The organism is Micromonospora sp. NPDC023888 (assembly GCF_040639415.1).
Taxonomy (GTDB): Bacteria; Actinomycetota; Actinomycetes; order Mycobacteriales; family Micromonosporaceae; genus Micromonospora.
This window is the reverse complement of sequence record NZ_JBEZZW010000053.1, coordinates 22448-41219: the sequence shown is the minus strand read 5'-3', so window position 1 is coordinate 41219 and position 18772 is coordinate 22448. Positions and strand designations below refer to the sequence as shown.

At 71.7% G+C, this 18772-nt stretch carries 13 protein-coding genes and 1 pseudogene; 8 read left to right on the top strand and 6 right to left on the bottom strand.

The window, feature by feature from the left end:
* From AB0F61_RS31425 to AB0F61_RS31415, 3 genes and pseudogenes are all read left to right on the top strand, one after another.
* A pseudogene (locus AB0F61_RS31425) lies at positions 1-300 on the top strand (4Fe-4S ferredoxin); the annotation flags it as partial.
* On the top strand, positions 297-1367 hold the full coding sequence (gene nrfD / locus AB0F61_RS31420; RefSeq protein WP_357817157.1) for an NrfD/PsrC family molybdoenzyme membrane anchor subunit: 1071 nt from the start codon (positions 297-299) through the stop codon (positions 1365-1367). The pseudogene AB0F61_RS31425 and the gene nrfD, both read left to right, overlap by 4 nt.
* A 50-nt stretch (positions 1368-1417) precedes the next feature.
* Positions 1418-2704, top strand: a complete 1287-nt coding sequence (locus AB0F61_RS31415; protein WP_357817154.1) for an OFA family MFS transporter — start codon at positions 1418-1420, stop codon at positions 2702-2704.
* 58 nt (positions 2705-2762) lie between these two features.
* On the opposite strand, the gene AB0F61_RS31410 is transcribed toward AB0F61_RS31415, so the two are convergent.
* Complete coding sequence (locus AB0F61_RS31410; protein WP_357817151.1) at positions 2763-5570, bottom strand: BTAD domain-containing putative transcriptional regulator; 2808 nt, start codon at positions 5568-5570, stop codon at positions 2763-2765.
* Between the two features lie 115 nt (positions 5571-5685).
* Entirely contained in the window at positions 5686-6231 is a 546-nt protein-coding gene (locus AB0F61_RS31405) for a winged helix-turn-helix domain-containing protein (RefSeq protein WP_357817148.1), read from the bottom strand.
* Between the two features lie 286 nt (positions 6232-6517).
* Between AB0F61_RS31405 and AB0F61_RS31400 the strand changes: the two genes are divergently transcribed.
* Positions 6518-10921, top strand: a complete 4404-nt coding sequence (locus tag AB0F61_RS31400) for a S8 family serine peptidase (RefSeq protein WP_357817145.1) — start codon at positions 6518-6520, stop codon at positions 10919-10921.
* 71 nt (positions 10922-10992) lie between these two features.
* On the opposite strand, the gene AB0F61_RS31395 is transcribed toward AB0F61_RS31400, so the two are convergent.
* Positions 10993-11499 (bottom strand): winged helix-turn-helix domain-containing protein, encoded by a 507-nt coding sequence (locus AB0F61_RS31395; protein WP_357817142.1) that lies wholly within the window; start codon positions 11497-11499, stop codon positions 10993-10995.
* 251 nt (positions 11500-11750) lie between these two features.
* Here AB0F61_RS31395 and AB0F61_RS31390 point away from each other — a divergent pair, with 251 nt between their 5' ends.
* From AB0F61_RS31390 to AB0F61_RS31375, 4 genes are read left to right on the top strand one after another with little or no spacing between them, the layout of a single operon-like run.
* On the top strand, positions 11751-12722 hold the full coding sequence (locus AB0F61_RS31390; protein WP_357817139.1) for a phosphatase PAP2 family protein: 972 nt from the start codon (positions 11751-11753) through the stop codon (positions 12720-12722).
* A 16-nt stretch (positions 12723-12738) separates the two neighbouring features.
* Entirely contained in the window at positions 12739-13434 is a 696-nt protein-coding gene (locus AB0F61_RS31385) for a response regulator transcription factor (RefSeq protein ID WP_357817136.1), read from the top strand.
* Positions 13431-14885 carry a HAMP domain-containing sensor histidine kinase gene (locus AB0F61_RS31380; RefSeq protein WP_357817133.1) on the top strand — a complete coding sequence of 485 codons (1455 nt, stop codon included), beginning with the start codon at positions 13431-13433 and terminating at the stop codon, positions 14883-14885. Before AB0F61_RS31385 ends, AB0F61_RS31380 begins: the two co-directional genes overlap by 4 nt.
* Positions 14882-15373 (top strand): hypothetical protein, encoded by a 492-nt coding sequence (locus tag AB0F61_RS31375; protein WP_357817130.1) that lies wholly within the window; start codon positions 14882-14884, stop codon positions 15371-15373. The genes AB0F61_RS31380 and AB0F61_RS31375 overlap by 4 nt, the downstream gene beginning before the upstream one ends.
* Here AB0F61_RS31375 and AB0F61_RS31370 read toward each other — a convergent pair.
* From AB0F61_RS31370 to AB0F61_RS31360, 3 genes are read right to left on the bottom strand one after another with little or no spacing between them, the layout of a single operon-like run.
* A complete protein-coding gene (locus tag AB0F61_RS31370; protein WP_357817127.1) occupies positions 15366-16415 on the bottom strand; it encodes a D-alanine--D-alanine ligase family protein in 1050 nt (349 codons plus the stop codon). The two genes, AB0F61_RS31375 and AB0F61_RS31370, sit on opposite strands and share 8 nt — an antisense overlap.
* On the bottom strand, positions 16412-17554 hold the full coding sequence (gene alr / locus AB0F61_RS31365) for an alanine racemase (RefSeq protein WP_357817124.1): 1143 nt from the start codon (positions 17552-17554) through the stop codon (positions 16412-16414). Before alr ends, AB0F61_RS31370 begins: the two co-directional genes overlap by 4 nt.
* The gene (locus AB0F61_RS31360) at positions 17551-18636 is read right to left on the bottom strand and encodes an acyltransferase (RefSeq protein WP_357817121.1); all 1086 of its coding nucleotides are present in this window, start codon (positions 18634-18636) and stop codon (positions 17551-17553) included. Before AB0F61_RS31360 ends, alr begins: the two co-directional genes overlap by 4 nt.
* Positions 18637-18772 lie beyond the last annotated feature (136 nt).

The window sequence follows — 18772 nt, the reverse complement described above, 5'->3', positions numbered from 1 at the left end:
CCGACCGAGTCGATCCAGTACGGGCCGCTCGACGAGTTGCGGGAGCGGGCCGCCACGCGGGTGGCGACGTTGCGGGGGCGGGGGGTGCCGGAGGCCCGTCTGTACGGGCACGACCCGCACGACGGTGTGGGTGGTGACGGGGCGTTCTTCCTGCTCCTCGACGAGCCCGAGGTGTACGGGTTGCCACCGGACCCGGTCGTGACCACCCGCGACCTGCCGGCCATGTGGAAACGCGCCGGCCTCGCCGCCCTCGTCATGACAGCCGCCACCGTGTTCGCGTTCGTCGGTGGTCGGCCATGACCGATCTGCCACCGAACGAGCCGGCCGGCGCCCGGTTCCGCGAGTTCCAGGACCGCGTCGGCCAGGCCGTCGGGCAGCGCCAGCGCGGCCGCGGTCACGACGGCGAGCAACTGACCGTGCCGGTGGCCGACTTCACCTCCTACTACGGCCGGCCGATCCTGAAACCGCCGGTGTGGAAGCACGACATCGCCGGTTACCTGTTCACCGGAGGTCTCGCCGCCGGGGGCGCGCTGATCGGCGCGGGCGCCCAGCTGACCGGCCGGCCCGGCCTGCGTCAGGTGGGGCGGTGGACGGCCCTCGGCGGCGTCACCGCCAGCGCGTACCTGCTGGTGCACGACCTCGGGCGGCCGGCCCGGTTCCACCACATGCTCCGGATCGCCAAGCTGACCTCGCCGATGTCGGTCGGCACCTGGATCCTCACCGTGTTCGGGCCACTGGCCGGCGTGGCAGCGGTCGCCGAGATCGCCCCACGGCTTCCGCAACACGGCGTGCTCGGCCTCGCCCGCCGGCTGGCGCCCCAGGTCGGCAACGTCGCCGGCCTGGCCGCCGCGGCCACCGCCCCGGCGCTCGCCACCTACACCGGGGTCCTGCTCGCCGACACCGCCGTACCGTCCTGGCACGACGCGTACCCGTCGTTGCCGTTCGTCTTCGCCGGCAGCGCGCTCGCCGCCGCGTCCGGGGTCGGACTGATCGCGGCACCCGCCGCGGAGACCGCCCCGCTGCGGCGACTCGCCCTCGCCGCCGCGACCACCGAGGTGGTCGGCGGTCGCCGGCTGGAGCGGATGGGCCTGACCAGTGAGCCGTACGGGCACGGCCACAGCGGCCGACTGATCCGGGCCGGCCGGGTGCTGCTCGGCGTGGGCACCGTCGCCGCGTTGTTCAGCCGGCGGAGCCGGATCCTGTCCGCGCTCTCCGGCGCCGCACTTGTCGCCTCGTCGGTCGCCACCCGCTTCGGCGTCTTCGAGGCGGGCATGGCGTCGGCGCGCGACCCGAAGTACACGGTCGTGCCGCAACGGGAGCGGCGCGACCGCAGGGAGGGCCGGTCGCCCGCCGAGAAGGGGACATAGCTCGACCAGCAGGCGCCAGCCAATGAGCCAGCAGACGGGGGACTCAGCTCATGGCACACACCGCAACCGATCAAGGAAGATCCGCGCCGACGCGGGGCCGATGGGGTCTCGTCGTCGCCGCGGTGCTCGTCCAACTCGCGCTCGGCGCGGTGTACGCGTGGAGCGTGTTCAACAAGCCGTTGCAGGCCGAATTCGGCTGGGCCAAGTGGGAGGCCGTGCTGCCGTTCGAGGTGGCCATCGGCACGATCTTCATCGGCAGCCTGATCGGCGGGCGCATCCAGGACCGGCGCGGCCCACGACCGGTCGCGCTCGGCGGCGGCGTGCTCTACGCGGTCGGCAACATGCTGGCCGCGCTCACGTCGTCGGAGGACCAGCTGTGGTTGCTGGTGCTCACCTACGGCGTGCTGGGGGGAATCGGCCTGGGAGCCGCGTACATCACCCCGATCGCGATGCTCGCCAAGTGGTTCCCGGACCGGCGTGGCCTGATCACCGGCATCGCGGTCGCCGGGTTCGGCTTCGGCGCCGTGATCGTCGCGCCGGTGGCGAAGGGGCTGCTCAACGGCACCGACGATCCCACCCACGTGTTCTTCCCGCTGGGCGTCGCCTACCTGATCGCGATCCTGCTCGGCGCGTCCTTCTTCCGTAACCCGCCGGCGGGCTACCAGGTGCCCGGCTTCACTCCGAAGACCGCTGGTCGCGCCCTTGCCGGCACCCGGGTCTACACCCTGCGGGAGGCCCTGCGCACCCGGCAGTGGTACCTGCTCACCGGCATCCTCGCGCTCAACGTCACCTGCGGCATCGCACTGATCTCCCAGGCGTCCGATGCCGCCCAGGTCATCACCGGGGCGAGCGCGGCGGCCGCCGCCACGCTTGTCGGCGTCCTCGGCCTGTTCAACGGCGCCGGGCGGGTGGCCTGGGCGTGGTTGTCCGACCGCACCGGGCGGATGCCCGCGTTCCTCGGGATGCTGCTGCTCCAGGCGATCTGCTTCTTCATCCTGCCGCACGCCGCGTCGCTTGCGCTCTTCGCGGTCCTGGCCGCCCTGGTCTACCTCGCGTACGGCGGCGGGTTCGGCACGATGCCGGCCACCGCGGCCGACTACTTCGGCACGCCCAACGGCGGAGCCATCTACGGCGCGATGATCGTGGCCTGGAGCATCGGCGGGGTGGTCGGCCCGCTTGTCACGTCGCTGCTCTACGAGGCGAGCGGCAAGAGCTACACGGTGCCGTTCACGGTCATCGCGGTCGTCGCCCTCATCGCCCTCATCCTGCCGCCGATCACCCGGATGCCGTCCGAGCCGGGACTGCCCCAGTCGCAGGGCGGCGGCACCGGCCGCTGAGCCGGCTGGCGAGAGCAGCGTGGGGTGCGGCCGGGAACCGGTCCGCACCCCACCGGGCTCACCCGCCCGTCTGCTGCGCGGGCACTACCGACATCCGCTGGCGGAGCAGTGCGGCTTCTCCGGTGCGACGTTGGACCTGGAGCAGATCCACCGCCTCCTGCCACGCCTGCTGGGCCTCGGTCCGCTTGCCCATGCTGGTGTACAGCTCACCCAGGCTGGTCAGGCAGTCGACCTCGCCCCTCGTGTTGCCCACGTCGGCGTACACCGTGCGGGCCTGCTGGTAGTAGGCCAGTGCCTCGGCGTGACGCCCCGTCTGTTGGTCGATGTAGCCGAGGCTGTGCAAAGCGTCCGCCGCGGCATCCGGGTGTCGGTGGCGACGGTACAACTCGACGGCCTGCTCGCAGGCGGCGCGGGCCTCGTCGTACCGTTCGAGGAGGGCGAGGGACCAGCCCACACCGTTCAGACACCGAGCCTCCTCCACCGGGTCGGCGAGCGACCGGAACATCCCCACCGCGAGCCGGTTGTGGGTCAACGCCTGCTGGTGGTCGCCCTCGAACGACCACGTGACGCCGAGCGCGAAGTGGGAGCGGGCCTCTTCGGCGAGGTCGCCCGCCTGCTCGGCGTACGCCATCGCGATCTGAAAGCGCGCGACTGTTGCCCGGATGTCGCCGAGCCACTGGATGGCCTGGCCGAGGAAGCGGTGTGCCATGGCCTGGACGGCCGGATCACCCTCGGCGTCGGCGGCGGCGGCTCCGGCCTGCCAGACGGTCACCTGGTCACGTTTGCGGCCGCGCCGGGCGTGGAAGGTCGCCAGCGCCCGCGCCAACTGCCACACCTGCCGATGCCAGCCACGCGACACGCTCACCTGCTGGACGCTGAGCAGGTGCGGATGTTCCGTGTCGAACCACGCCATCGACTCCGCCACCCCGTGCGCCTGTTCCGGCGTGCAGCCCGGTGCCGGACAGCCGATCGTGATCGGCGGACGCCACGGGTCCAACAGCCGATCGGCCGCGTAGGCGGTGTGCAGGTAGAAGTCGACAAGTCGCCGCAGCGCCGCGTCACGGGTCTCGGCGTCCACCGTCTCGGTGGCCTGCTCGGCGGCGTGCAGCCGGACGAGGTCGTGCATCCGGAAACGGCCCGGCACGTGCTGGTGCACCAGGTAGGTGGCCTCCAACTGGCGCAGCAACTCCCGGGCCCGGGTCGCCGGCACACCGATCAGGCTCGCCACCGCCGGAAGGCTGATGTCGTCGGTCGGCACCAGGCCGAAGAGCGCGAACACGGTCGCCGCCTCGCGGGACAGCGCGGCGACCGACGACGAGAACACGGCCCGTAGATTCACGTTCAGCTCGCCGGCGTCGAGGGCGTCCAGCCGGGCGGAGGCGTCCCGCAACTCGCGGGCCAGGGTGGCCAGCGGTAGCTGGGGGCGGGTGGCGGCGCGGGCGGCGACGATGCCCAGCGCGAGCGGCAGCCCGGCGCACTGGTCGACAAGCGTCGAGACCGCCGCGGGCTCCGCCGCTACCCGCTCGGGCCCGAGATGCCCGATCAGCAGCTCGCGGCTCTCGTGCGGGGACAGCACGTCGAGGGCGATCGGGCGGGCCCGGTGGGTGGCCGTCAGGGCGGCGAGTTCGCGCCGGCTGGTGACCAGAACCGTGCAGGTCGGACTGCCCGGGAGCAGCGGGACGACCTGGTTGGCGTCCCGGGCGTTGTCCAGCACGATCAACATCTGTCGCCCGGCCAGGAGGCTGCGGTACAGGGCGGCCTGGGTGTCCGGATCGACGGGTATCGCGTTCGGTGCGACGCCGAGGGCTTCCAGGAAGCCGCGGATCACCGTGCTCGGGGAGACCGGCCCGAAGCCGGGACCGAAGCCCCGCAGGTCCGCGTAGAGCTGGCCGTCGGCGAACCGGTCGAGGTGGGTGTGCGCCCACCTCAGCACCAGCGAGGTCTTGCCGATCCCGCCCGACCCGCCGATCGCCGAGATCACCACAGTGGTGTCCGACTGGTCCCCGTCCGCGACGGCCGCGGTGAGGTACGCCAGTTCCTCGGCTCGGGCGGTGAACAGGCCCGGTGGCGCTGGCAGTTGGCGGGGGACCACCGACAGTGCCTCACGGGGAGCCGGCTGCGGCACGGTCAGCGTGGGGTCGGCGGCCAGGATCCGTTGGTGCAGGCGTTGCAGCGGCGGACTGGGGTCCGCGCCCAGCTCGTCGGCGAGCCGCAGCCGGATCCGCTCGTAGTGCTCCAGTGCCTCGGCCGGCCGGCCGCGACGATACAGACTCAGCATGAGCTGACCGGCGATGCGTTCGTCGAGCGGGCGCGCGGCGGCCCGCGCCGGTAGGTCGGCGAGCAACTCGTGGTGCCGACCCCGCAGCAGCATCAGATCCGCGTGGTCGGACTCGGCTTCGAGCCGCTGGCGGTCCAGCCCGTCCCGCACTCCGTTGAACCACGGGCTGTCCAGCCGTGCGAACGCCTCACCCCGCCACAGAGCGAGTGCCCGCTCGAACAGCGTCAGCGCCCGGTCCTGGTCACCTGTCGACCGGGCCTGGTCGACGAGGTCGTGGAAGCGGTGCAGGTCGACCGATTGCTCGTCCACGGCGAGCAGGTAGCCACCCGAACGGCGGGCGAGGTCCACCCCGGGGGCCGCGGTCAGTGCCTGACGGAGCCGGGAGAGGTAGCTGTAGAGCGTGTCCCGCACGCCGTCGGGAGGCTCCTCCCCCCACACCCGCACGACGAGGCTCTCGACGGAGACGAGCTGGTTGGCGTCGGTCAGCAGGGCGGCGAGCACGGCTCGCTGACGGAGGGCGCCGAGGGGCATCTCCCGGCCGTCGAGCTGGGCCTGGATCTCACCGAGCAGACCAAACTCGACCGGCACAGCAGACACTCCTCGGTTCGACACTCAATCTATTGATACACGTGGCCGCGGGGCGGGGGCAGGCGGTGCCGCGTGCGGGGCGGCGCCCGCGCTGCCTGCCCACATCAGGCAGGCGTCAGGCTCTTTCGATGCGTGGATGCCGACGATCGGTAAGCCGCAGCCCGACGCCTCGTACCGCCTCGATGCTGGCTCCGGTGTCAAGCTCGTGCAGCTTGCGCCGCAGCCGCTTCACCAGGGACTGCACGTCCGCCTTGCGCTCCCGCCCCTCGTCGCGCCAGACCGAGCGGTGCAGGTCGGCGTAGGTCCAGACCCGGACCGGCTCGGTGGTCAGGCAGATCAGCAGGTCGTGCTCCAGTCGGGTGAGGTCAACCTCGCGGTCCCGGTAGCGGGCGACGGACCGGGCGGAGTCGATCACCAGGGCGGAGTTGGCTCCGGTCGCGGCGGGCGTCGACCCGGAGGAGGTGGTGTCCGGCTGCTGCGGCGCGGCGATCAGTCGGCGTAGCTCGTCGAGGTCGGCCACCAGCAGCAGTGGCGCGATGCCGTCGAGGCGTTCGGCGAGCCGGATCCGTTCGGCCGGGGACGAGGTCACCGCGATCAGCAGCGGGAACGGCTCGTCCGCCGGATCACCCCGATCCAACGTCGCCTCGTCGTCCTCGGCCACAGCACCGCCCGGGATCGATGGGCATCCCTGCCCAGCTATCGTCATGGTCCTGACAATGATTGGCAAGCGCGTCGCCAGCAGGGCAACTCTTAGCGACAAGTTGCTCACGGCAAGTTCTTGATCGTCCGTTCTTCTCGATCATAGTGTCCAGTCGGGCAACCGGCGTGACCCGCGCGGTGCATGGGGAGGCATGGGGGGTTCGATCGCTCGGCCCGCCGAGACGATCCTCCCGCACCCTCACCATGGCCCATCGACACCCTGGGTCGTTCTGAGGGAGGCAGCACCAATGTTCAGACGTCCACAATGGGGGCGCGCGGCCAGATCACTGGTCAGCGCCGGGGCGGCGACGATCCTCGCCGCCACATGCTTGGTCACCATCGGCTCGGGCGCGCAGGCAGCGCCCGGCGGCGCGATGGGGGCGGGGGACAAGATCCGACCCGAGCTCGCCAAGCAGCTCCAGGCCAAGAGTGAAGGGGACTTCTGGATCCGGTTCAAGGACCGGGCGGACCTGAGCAAGGCCAGCGCCATCAAGGACTGGTCGAAGCGGGGCACGGCGGTCGCGGAGGCTCTGCGCAAGACCGCCGCGGCGAGCCAGGGCAAGATCCGGGCCGACCTCGACAGCTCCGGCGCGAAGTACCAGACCTTCTGGGCGACCAACGCGATCAAGGTGAACAGCGGCTCACTGGCGATGGCGCAGAAGTTCGCCAGCCACGCCGAGGTCGAGGGTCTCTACGCCCCGGTCGCCTACAAGGTGCCCGAGACGATCAAGGGCACCGACGAGAAGACCGTGAACGCCCTGGAGTGGGGCATCGCCAACATCAACGCCGACGACGTCTGGTCCCGGTACGGCGTCAAGGGCGAGGGCATCACCGTCGCGAGCATCGACAGCGGAGTCCAGTTCGACCACCCGGCGCTCGTGAACTCCTACCGCGGCAACAACGGCGACGGGACGTTCGACCACAACTACAACTGGTTCGACGCCGCCGGCACCTGCGCGACCGCCCCCTGCGACGACGACGGCCACGGTACGCACACGATGGGCACCATGGCCGGCTCCGACGGCGCGAACCAGATCGGTGTCGCCCCCGGGGTCAAATGGATCGCGGCGAACGGTTGCTGCCCCAGCGACGCCGCTCTGATCGAGTCCGGTCAGTGGATGCTCGAACCGCTCGACCTCAACGGCCAGAACGCGGACGCGAGCAAGCGACCGAACGTCATCAACAACTCGTGGGGCACCCGGGACCCGTCCAACGAGCCCTTCATGGAGGACGTGACGGACGCCTGGACCGCGTCCGGGATCTTCGGCGTCTGGTCCAACGGCAACAGCGGGCCGGCATGCCAGACCAGTGGCTCGCCGGGCAGCCTCGCCAGCAACTACTCGACCGGCGCGTACGACGTCAACAACAACATCGCCGGCTTCTCCGCCCGGGGCACCGGGCAGAACGGCGAGATCAAGCCCAACATCTCGGCCCCCGGCGTGAACGTCCGGTCGAGCATCCCGGGCAACGCCTACGGCAGCATCAGTGGCACGTCGATGGCCGCACCGCACCTCGCGGGCGCGATCGCGTTGCTGTACTCGGCGGCCCCGTCGCTCATCGGTGACATCGACGCGACCCGTGCGCTGCTCAACGGCGCCGCGATCGACAAGGCCGACGGCCAGTGCGGCGGCACCGCCGCCGACAACAACGTCTACGGCGAGGGTCGGCTGGATGCCCTCGCGTTGCTCGACGCCGCGCCGACCGGCGACATCGGCACCCTGGCCGGCACGGTCACCGACGCGGCCACCGGCGCCCCGATCGCCGGCGCGACAGTGACGCTCACCGGCCCGACCTCCCGTGAGGTGAGCACCGGCGCCGACGGCACGTACTCGACCCAGCTCCCCACCGGCGACTACCAGGTCGCCGTGGCGGCCTTCGGCTACGCCGGCACCACCAAGCCGGCGACGGTCACCAAGGCCACGACCACGACGCTCAACGTCGCGCTGACGCCGGTGCCGAGCGTGAACGTCACCGGGGCGGTCACCGACGGCTCCGGCCACGGCTGGCCGTTGTACGCGAAGGTGACAGTGACGGGGGTGTCCGGCGTCTACGACTACACCACCCCGTCGAACGGCCGTTACAGCCTCAAGCTGCCGGCCGGGCAGACCTACACCCTGAAGTACGAGTCGCAGTACCCGGGCTACCAGACCGTCACCAAGCAGGTCGTGGTGGGCTCGGGCAACACCACCGCCAACGTGGCGGTGCCGGTGGACGCCACCACCTGCACCACCGCGCCCGGCTACACGTTCGGCTCCGACGGTGAGTACGAGTCCTTCGACGGCACGACCACACCGCCCGGCTGGACGGTCGTGGACAACGCGGGCAGCGGTCAGGTCTGGACGTTCACCGACGACGGCGACCGGGGCAACCTGACCGGCGGCAGCGGCAACTTCGCGATGATCGACAGCGACAACTACGGTGCCGGCACCAGCCAGGACACCTCCCTGGTCAGCCCGGTGGTCAACCTGACCGGCGTCACGGCCCCGGTCATCCGGTTCAACCAGGACTTCAACCAGCTCAACGACGACACCGCCGACGTCGATCTGAGCATCGACGGTGGTGCCACCTGGGCCAACGTGCTCCGCCAGGAGACCGACGTCCGGGGCCCGAAGGTCACCGAGATCCCGATCCCGCAGGCGGCCGGTCAGGCGCAGGTGCAGGTCCGGTTCCACTACTACGACGCGAGCTACGAGTGGTGGTGGGAGGTCGACAACGTCCTGATCGGCAGCCAGATCACCTGCGTGCCGGTCGACGGTGGTCTGGTCGTCGGCAACGTCCGCGACAAGAACGACAACAGCTACGTCAACGGCGCGACCGTCACCAGCAAGGACCGGCCGGCCGAGCAGGCCGTCACCGTGGCGACCCCGGACGACCCGGAGTTGGCCGACGGCTTCTACTGGATCTACTCGACGCTCACCGGCACGCACCCGTTCACCGCGACCGCCGGCAACTACGTCAGCCAGACCAAGCAGGTGGACGTCGAGGCCGACTGGGCGACCGTCGCGAACTTCCAGCTCGCGGCCGGCCGGCTGTCGGTGACGCCGACGCAGCTCAGCGCCACGCTCCAGATGCCCGGCGGCAAGGCCAGCAAGACGTTCACGGTGACCAACACCGGTGGCGCTCCGGTCGAGGTCAAGTTCGGTGAGCGGGACAACGGGTTCGAACTCCTCCGGGCGGACGGGTCCACGGTCACCCGGCAGCAGGTGCTCGGTGGCTCCGGCGCGCCGGAGCAGCGGATCACCGCCGCGACGTCCTTCGCTGCGAAGGCGTCCGGCAAGCAGGCCAAGGCGGCAGCCGCCGCGGTCGGCCCGCAGGCGGCGCCGTGGACCGACATCGCCGACTACCCGTCCACCATCATGGACAACCGGGTGGTGAGCCTGGACGGCAAGGTCTACTCGCTCGGCGGTGGTGACGGCAGCGCCTCCACCGCGAAGAACTACGCCTACGACCCGGTCGCGCAGACCTGGACGGCGATCGCCGACCTTCCCGGTGCCCGCAACGCCGTGACGGCAGGCGTCGTGCAGGGGAAGATCATCGTCACCGGTGGCTGGGGTGACTCGGGGCCGGACTCGGCCACCTGGTCGTACGACCCGGCGGTCAACACCTGGACGGAGCTGGCCGACAACCCGGCGCCGCGATCGGCGGCCGGCCAGGCCGTCGTCGACGGCAAGCTGTACGCCATCGGTGGCTGCACCACCGCCGCCTGCACGCCGATGTCGAACAGCGTCGTCCGGTACGACCCGGGCAGCGACACCTGGGAGACGCTTGCCAACTACCCGAAGTCGGTGGCCTTCGCCTCCTGCGGCGGAATCGACGGCGTCGTCTACTGCACCGGCGGCAACGACGGGGCCGCCGCGCAGAAGTCCAGCTACGCCTACGACCCGGGTGCCAACACCTGGACCACGATCGCCGACGCGCCGACCGACAGCTGGGCCAGCTCGTACGCCGTCGCCAACGGCAAGCTCCTCGTCGTCGGTGGTTCGCAGGGTGGGGCCATCAGCAACGCGGGCTTCGCCTTCGACCCGGCCGCCAGTTCGTGGTCGAACCTGCCGAACGCCAACACGGCGCGGTACCGCGGCGGGGCGGCGTGCGGCTTCTACAAGATCGGCGGTTCGTCCGGCAGCTTCGACGCCGCCCCGGACAGCGAGGTGCTGCCCGGCTTCGAGGGCTGCGCCGAGTCGGCGGCCGACGTCAGCTGGATGGCCATCGACAAGTCGGCGGCCACCCTCGCGCCGGGTGCGAAGGTCACGGTCACCGTCACGATGACGGCGAACGTGGACCAGCCGGGCACCTACTCCGGCTCGGTCGCGATCACGGAGAACACGCCGTACTCGGTCGCGCCGGTCGCGGTGACCATGACCGCGAACCCCCCGAAGACCTGGGGCAAGCTCATGGGTACGGTCACCGGCACCAGTTGCCAGGGTGCGACCTCGCCGCTCACCGGCGCGGTCGTGCAGGTCGACTCGTGGGCGTCGTCGTGGACCTTCGCGACCGACGCCGAGGGCAGGTACGCCTACTGGGTGGACCGCCGCAACAACCCGATCACGATGATCGTCGCCAAGGACGGCTGGAAGCCGCAGACCCGTCAGACGAAGATCAACACCACCACTCCCACCGTGGAGAACTTCGGGTTGGCGCCGATCCGGTGCTGACACCTGAGCGGTAGCGACGAAGTCCGGCCCGCCTGGTCGCAGACCAGGCGGGCCGGACCGTGTCCGGCGGATCAGACCGCGACGAGCCGGAAGCCGACCCCGCGTACCGAGTGGATCGTCGCCGCGGCGTTCAGCCGGGCGAGCTTGCCGCGCACCCGGCGGACCACCGAGTGCATGTCCGAGCCGCGCCCGAGGTGCCGGTTGCCCCAGACCTCGAGGTGCAGGCGCTCGTAGGTCCAGATCTGCCCGGGCGCGTCCACCAGGCAGAGCAGGACGTCGTGCTCCAGACGGGTCAGGTCGATCTCCTGGTCGCGCCAGCGCAGCACCCGCCGGTCGGAGTCGACGGCCAGGTCCGGTGGCGGCGGCGGTGGGCTCGGCGCCACCTCGGCGCGCCTGCCCGTGACCGGCGGAGTCGCAACGGGAGGTGCCTCGACCACCCCGAGGAACTCCCGCGCCTGGTCGACTGTCGAGACGATCAGGAAGGCGTCGCTTCCGCCGAGTAGTCGGGCCAACTGTCGGCGTTCGGCCGGCGACGACGCGATGCCGATGACCAGGCTGCCGACTGGAATTCCCTGCATTCCCCCAACCCCTTCCGGTTCCCCAACTCACTCCGGATGGATTTTTCGCACCGTCGACCCACACATCGATCGGCGTCCTGACCCTAGTGGCGGCTGATCTCGGCCGGGTTAAACATCGTCGCATGTAAGCGGTTGAATTCGACCACGTCGCAGGGGTCGCCAGCCGGCCTCCGGCGGTCCGGAAGCGGTTGTGACAGAACCAAGACAATCCCTGTACGGGGTACGGACCTGCCGGGGCGAGCATGGTCGCCATGTCCCTCGGATCGTCGTACCCGGTCGGGCGGTCGACGCCCGGCCCGCAGCCGGCGCGACCGCTGCCACACGCCCGCGCCGCGGTGCCGCTTGCCCTCCGGCTGCTCGCGGCGTCGCTGGGCAGCCTGCTCGCCCTGGCTTGCACTGCCGCCGTCTTCGTGCGGACGTACCCCGGTCAGTGGTTGGACGGTGCGCTCCTGCCGCGCGCCGAGCGGGGCGGGGGGTACGAGCAGCAGACCGTTCTGGTGGGTCCGGCCAAGACCGTACTTGCCGCCTTCGGCAGCCCGACACTCCTCGCCGCCCTGCTCGGCGCGGTGCTCGTGGTGGGTGCGCTGCGCCGGCGGCTGGTGGCGGGTGTGGTCGGTGTGGGCATGGTCCTGGGCGCGGTGGTGGTGTCCGGTGCGGTGAAGTCGGCGCTGCCCCGCCCGGATCTCCAGATCGAGAGTTCGACCACCCACAACAGCTTCCCCAGCGGGCACGTCTCGGCGGCGACGGCGCTGCTGCTGGCGTTCGTGCTGGTCCTCCCCGGGTGGGCCCGGCGGTGGCTGGTCGTGCCGGGCGCGGCGGCTGTCGCGGTCATCGCCTCGGCCACGATGATCGCGGGCTGGCACCGGTTCAGTGACGCGCTCGGCGGCGTACTGCTGGGGGTGGCGTTGTTCTGCCTGGCCGCGGCGGTGCTGGTGGCCTGGCGGGGGGACCGCGGCGCGGACGGCCGCCCGGATGGCGGCGGCCTGTGGCGCACGCTTGCCGAGGCGGCGGCCGGCCTGGTCGTGCTGGTGTGGGCGCTTGTGGTGGTCGTGCCGGAGCTGGCCGCGTCGGTGCAGCGCGGCGCGCTGGTCGCCATCGTGGTGGCCGGCGCGTTGACGATGTTCCTGGTGGGTGCGGTGGTGTTCCTGGTGCGGGCCACTGATTTCGGCCGTCCGCTGCCCGCGCGGCCACAGCCATCGACCGGATCTCAAAAGATCTCATGATGGGATACTTGACGACATGTCCCAGGTGTTGCTTATCGAAGACCACCAGACGGTGCGCGACGGACTGCAACTGGCGCTCACCCGACAGGGCCACACCGTGCACGCCGTGGGGACCGGTGAGCAGGGGTTGGACCGGCTGCGTACGACCTCGTCCGACGTCGTGGTCCTCGACCTCATGCTGCCCGGAATGGACGGGTTCGAGGTCTGTCGGCGGATCCGGCAGCTCGGCGACCTGCCGATCATCATGCTCACCGCCCGCAACGACGACATGGACGTGGTGGCGGGCCTGGAGGCCGGCGCCGACGACTACGTGGTCAAACCCGTGCAGGCCCGGGTGCTCGAAGCGCGCATCCGTGCGGTGCTCCGACGGACCGGTGGCGAGTCGCGGCGTCCCCCCGGCGAGCGCGCCGGCGTCGAACAGTACGGCCCGTTGACCATCGACCGGGCCGCGCTCGTGGTCAGCAGGGACGGGACGCCGGTCAGCCTCGCGCCGACCGAGCTGCGCCTGCTGCTCGAACTCTCGCAGACGCCGGGTCAGGTGCTCAGCCGCCAGCAACTGCTGGAGGCCGTGTGGGAGCACGGGTATCTCGGGGACTCCCGACTCGTGGACGCGTGTGTCCAGCGGCTGCGCGCCAAGATCGAGGCCGACTCGTCGGCGCCGGTCTTCATCCAGACCGTGCGCGGTTTCGGATACCGGTTCGGGCCGCTGTGACCCGCTGGGCCAGTGCCCGCCTCCTGGGCCTGCGGGTCCGGCTGATCCTGACGTTCGCGCTGCTGGGCGTGACCACGACGGCCGTGGTGGCCAGCGGCAGCTACTTCCAGGCCCGGACCGTCATCCTGCGACAGGCGCAGGACGCCGCCGTGATGTCGCTCACCGACCAACTCACCAAGGTCTACCCGATCGTCCAGCTCCCACCGACCCAGGGTGACCTCGACCTGCTGGCCCAGCGGCTCTCCGACCGGCAGGGCTTCGCGGTGGTCGTCTACCGGGACATGCGGTCACAGGGCGGCTCGGAGATCGCCGACCCGCTCACGCCCGAGCTGCGCCGGGAGGTCGGCGGCGGCCGGATCGCCTGGCAACGGGTCTCGCACGACGGACAGCCCTGGCTGCTCATCGGCACCGAGCTGGCGCTCGACCGGCCCGACGGCACGTCCCGGCCGTCCGGGCTGGAGGTCTACTCGGTGCGCAACCTCGTGCCCGAGCAGCAGAGCATCAACCGGCTCGCCACCCGGGCGTGGCAGACCGGCGGGCTGTCGCTGATCCTCGCCGTCCTGCTGGCCCTGCTGGCCGCCCGCGGTGTGCTGCGACCCGTCCGCGACCTGGGCCGGGCGGCACGCCGCCTCGGCGAGGGCGACCTGAGCACCCGGCTGACGGTCCGGGGCGCCGACGAACTGGCCGACGTGGCACGGACCTTCAACGACACCGTCGGGACGCTGGAACGGCAGGTGGGGGAGCTGCGGCGGATGGAGTCCGACGCCCGCCGCTTCGTGGCCGACGTCTCGCACGAACTCCGTACGCCACTGGCGGCGATGACCGCGGTCACCGACGTGCTCGACGAGGAGGCGGACCACCTGCCCGGTGACGCGGGCCGAGCCGCCCGGCTGGTCAGCCGGGAGACGCAGAACCTCACCCAACTGGTGAACGACCTCATCGAGGTCAGCAGGTTCGACTCCGGCACCGCACGGCTGGCCCTGGACGACGTGGACGTGGCCGCGGCGGTGACCGCGACCCTGCGGATCCGGGGCTGGGCCGACCGGGTACGCGCCGACCTGCCGCCCGGGGTCGTGGCCCGGCTCGACCCCCGCCGGCTCGACGTCATCGTCGCCAACCTGGTCGGCAACGCCTTCCGACACGGCGCCGAGCCGGTGTCCGTGCGCCTGCGCGCGGACCCGGACTGGGTCACCGTCGAGGTCGCCGACCAGGGACCGGGACTGGACCCGGCGGTGCTGCCGCACGTGTTCGACCGCTTCTACAAGGCCGACACCGCACGGACCCGCTCCGAGGGCAGCGGTCTCGGCCTCGCCATCTCCTGGGAGAACGCCCGCCTGCACCGCCACGGCGACCGACGGGGAAGTCTCGTCGCGGGCAACGCCCCCGGTGGCGGCGCGGTGTTCACGCTCCGCCTGCCCCGCGACCCGACCGACGCCGGAGGTGCCCGGTGACCAGACGCGCGCTGCTCGCCTGTGGCGTTCTGCTCACACTGCTCGCGACGGGCTGCGGGGTACGGCCCAGTGACGTCATCACCGGTCGGCCCGCGGTCAGCGGCCAGGCCCAGGGCACCGGGCTCTACCTGCTCGCCGAGGGCGAACTCGTGCTGGTCCTCCGCCCGGCACCGCAGGACGCCTCGCCGGCCAGCACGCTCGCCCTGCTCGCCGCCGGTCCGCAGGAAAACGAACGCAGCCAGGGCTTCACAAGCGAGGTGCCGGCCGGGTTCGACGCGGTCACCGTGACGTCGGGGGCCGACCGGTCCGGTGGCCTCACGGTGCGGACGACCGGCCCGGCGCGGTCCCTGTCGTCGAAGGCGGCCGACCAGATCATCTGCACGGTGGCCGACGCGGCGGGCCGGTCCGGTCTGGCGGAGAGCTTCGCCCCGGTGACCATCGTCGGGTCCGACGGCGCCCGACCGGCCCGGCCGTGCCCGATCAGTTGACCTGGCGCTGACCGCCACTGCCCACCAGGTTGTCAGGTCGTGCCTGCCGGGGCAGCCCGGTGTGCCGGCCCCGGTCCTGGTCGACGAGCGCGCCGGCGATCAGGATGTCGATGAGCGCGGCGAAGCCGAGACCGGCCTGCGCCCAGATCTGCGGGAACTGCGACGCGGCGGTGAAACCGGGGAACGTGTTGACCTCGTTCACGATGGGCTCGGGCGACCCCTCGGCGGGCAGGAAGAAGTCGACCCGCAGCAGCCCACGGCAGTCGAGGGCGCGGAAGGCGCGGATCGCCCGGTCCTGGAGCACCTCGGTGGTCTCCGCGTCCAGCGGGGCGGGGATCTGGAACGCCGCCCCGCCGTCGTACTTCGCGTCGTAGTCGAAGAAGCCGGGACCGGTCACCCGGATCTCCAACGGCGGGCCGGCCTGCACCCGCCCGTCCGGGTGCTGGAGGACAGCCACGTCGATCTCCCGCCCGCGCGCCCCCTGCTCGACAAGCACCTTCGGGTCGACCTGACGGGCCTGCTCCAGCGCGGCCGGCACACCCGCCCACTCGTCCACCTTGACCACGCCCAGGCTGGAACCGGCCCGAGCCGGCTTGACGAAGACCGGCAGGTCCAGCCGCTGCTGGTCGGCGGGCGACAACTCCTCGCCGGGCCGCAGGGTCACCCCCGGGCTGACCCGCAGGCCCTCCGCCGCGAGGAGCCGCTTGGTGACACCCTTGTCCATGCCGGCGGCGCTGGCGAAGACACCGTTGCCGACGTACGGCACGCCGAGCCACTCCAGCAGCGACGCCACGGTGCCGTCCTCGCCGTACGGGCCGTGCAGGGCCGGGAACACCACATCCTGGGTACGCAGCACACGCAGCGCCTGGGGGAGTGTCGTCGGGTGACCGCCGACATGCCACCCGCCGGCACGGTCGATGAGCACCTCGGTGACCTCGTACCGCTCCCGGTCCAGGTTGGCGAGGATGCTCTCCGCCGAGCGGCGGGACACCTCGTGCTCGCCGCTCTGCCCGCCGTACAGCACTGCCAGTCGGGTCGTCATGAATTCCGTGCCCTTTCGTGGAGGTGGTCGCGGGCCACGCGGGGCCCGATCCCGGTCAAGATCTCGTGCGGGTTGGTGTCGGCCCAGCGGGCCCACTCGACGACAGTCGGTGGGGTCTGGTCACCCTCGGCCGGGCCGAAGACCACGACCGGGTCACCGATCGAGACCGGCAGGTCGCCGGCGTCGACCACGCACTGGTCCATGGCGACGCGCCCGACGACGGGACACCGTCGGCCGCCGAGCCACACCTCGGCGCGACCGCCGGTGGCGCGGGGCAGCCCGTCGGCGTAGCCGAGCGGCAGCAGCGCCAGCGTGGTCGGCGCGCCGGTGACGTGGTCGGGCCCGTAGGAGACGCCCGTGCCGGCCGGCACCCGCTTGACGTTGACCACACTCGTGCGCAACGTCATCGCAGCGGTCAACCCGAACTCGCCCGGACCGCTCGCCCCGAACGGGTCCACGCCGTACAGCGCGATCCCGATCCGGCAGAGGTCGAAGCGCGTCCGCGGTGCGGACAGCGCGGCGGCCGAGTTGGCAAGATGGACCAGGTCCGGGTCGAGGCCAGCCGCGCGGGTCACCCGCAACGCCTCCTCGAAGGTCGCCACCTGCCGGTTCAACGCCGGGGTGCCCGGCAGGTCCGCGTCGATGAGGTGCGACCACACCCCGCGCACCCGGATCGCGCCCTGACGCTCGTACTTGCGGGCCCACCGCACCAACTCCGGCCAGTCGTCCCCGGCGGCCCCGTTGCGGGACAGCCCGGTGTCCGCCTTGAGCTGCACCATCGCCGGTACGCCGAGCAGGTGGGCCGCGTCGGCGACGGCGTGCAGGTGCGTCGTGGTCGACACCCCCACGTCGACGCCCGCCGTGATCAACGCCCCGAAGTCGTCGTTGGGCCGGTGCAGCCAGCTCAACGTGGGCGCGGTCACCCCGGCCGCACGCAGGGCCAGCGCCTCGGCTGCCGAGGTCACTCCCAGCCAACGGGCACCGGCGCGCAGAGCGGCACGGGCCACCTGCGCCGCGCCGTGACCGAACCCGTCCGCCTTCACCACGGCCATCAGGTCGGTGCCGGTGAGCGACGTGATGGCCCGTACGTTGTCGGCGATCGCCCCGAGGTCGACCACCGCCTCGGCCAGGGCGCTCATCCGGCCGCCCCCACCCGGCGGGAGCCGGGGAGCGCGAACAGCCAGCGTGCGTGCACCGCCAACAGCCCGCGGTGCACGGCCAGGCTCAGACCGATCACCAACCCGCTCAGCAGAATCGGATAACCGAGCACGATCAGGCCCTGAACGGACCGGTCCAGCCCGGAAACCGGTACGACCAACAGCCGGTGCAGCAGGGCCAGGACCGGCATGTGGATGACGTAGATCGGCAGTGTGATGCGGCCGAGCCTAGCCAGCGGTTCGCTGAGCGCCGACCACCGGGCCAGCCGCGCAGCGGCGGTTATGCCGAAGATCACTGCCAGTACGGAGACGGCCGTCCATACGCCGAACCACCGCTGCGCGCCGGCCGCCGCCATCGCGGCGAGCGCGAGCGCGTAGGCGCCCGAGGTCAGCGCGAGACGCCGGCTGCTGGCGGTGGCCGCCCACCGCTCGATCTGCGGTCGCAGGGACAGGCCGGCGAGGAAGAAGACCAGGTTCTGGTAGAGGCCGCCCCGGTTGCCCGGGGTGTCGAGCAGGCCGGCGGCGGCGATCGCGGACAGCGCTGCGGCGGGTACGAGCACCAGCGCCCGGGGCACCCGGCGGGTCGCCTTGGCGAGGGCGAAGTACAGCGCCAGCGCGTACAGGTACCACAGGTTGGACGGCGTGATGGTGAGCTGCTCCAGCAGCCCGAGGGGGGAGGTGGCCCGGTCGGTCGGCAGTTGCGGGGCGGCGGCGAGGACCGCGGTGTGGATCAGCAGCCAGACGACGTACAGGTAGAGGAACCCGGCGATCCGGCTGCGGGCGACGACCCGCCACGGCCGCTGGGCGGCGTTCGCCGCGAAGACGCCCGAGATGGTGAAGAACAGCGGCATCCGCAGCGGCAGGAACTGCTCACCGAGCGTTCCCCACAGGCCCGGCACCGGTACGCCGACGTGCCAGTCGATCTGGAGGTAGTCCTTCACCACGACGTGCCACAGGACGACGAGGATGATGCAGACGCCCTTGGCCGCGTCGGCCCACTGCGCCCGGTGCGACTGCCCGACGGTGGGGACGGTTCCGGTCCAGTACCGGTGGCGAAACCGCACGCGCGTCGCTTCGGGCTGCGTTTCGGCGGGCCTGGACTCGGTGGGAGACAACTGTTGGATCACTCACCAGAAGCTGCCAGCCGGATATCCGCACGTGATCCACGAATTGTCATGAACCGGTAATGGACGCCCGAGA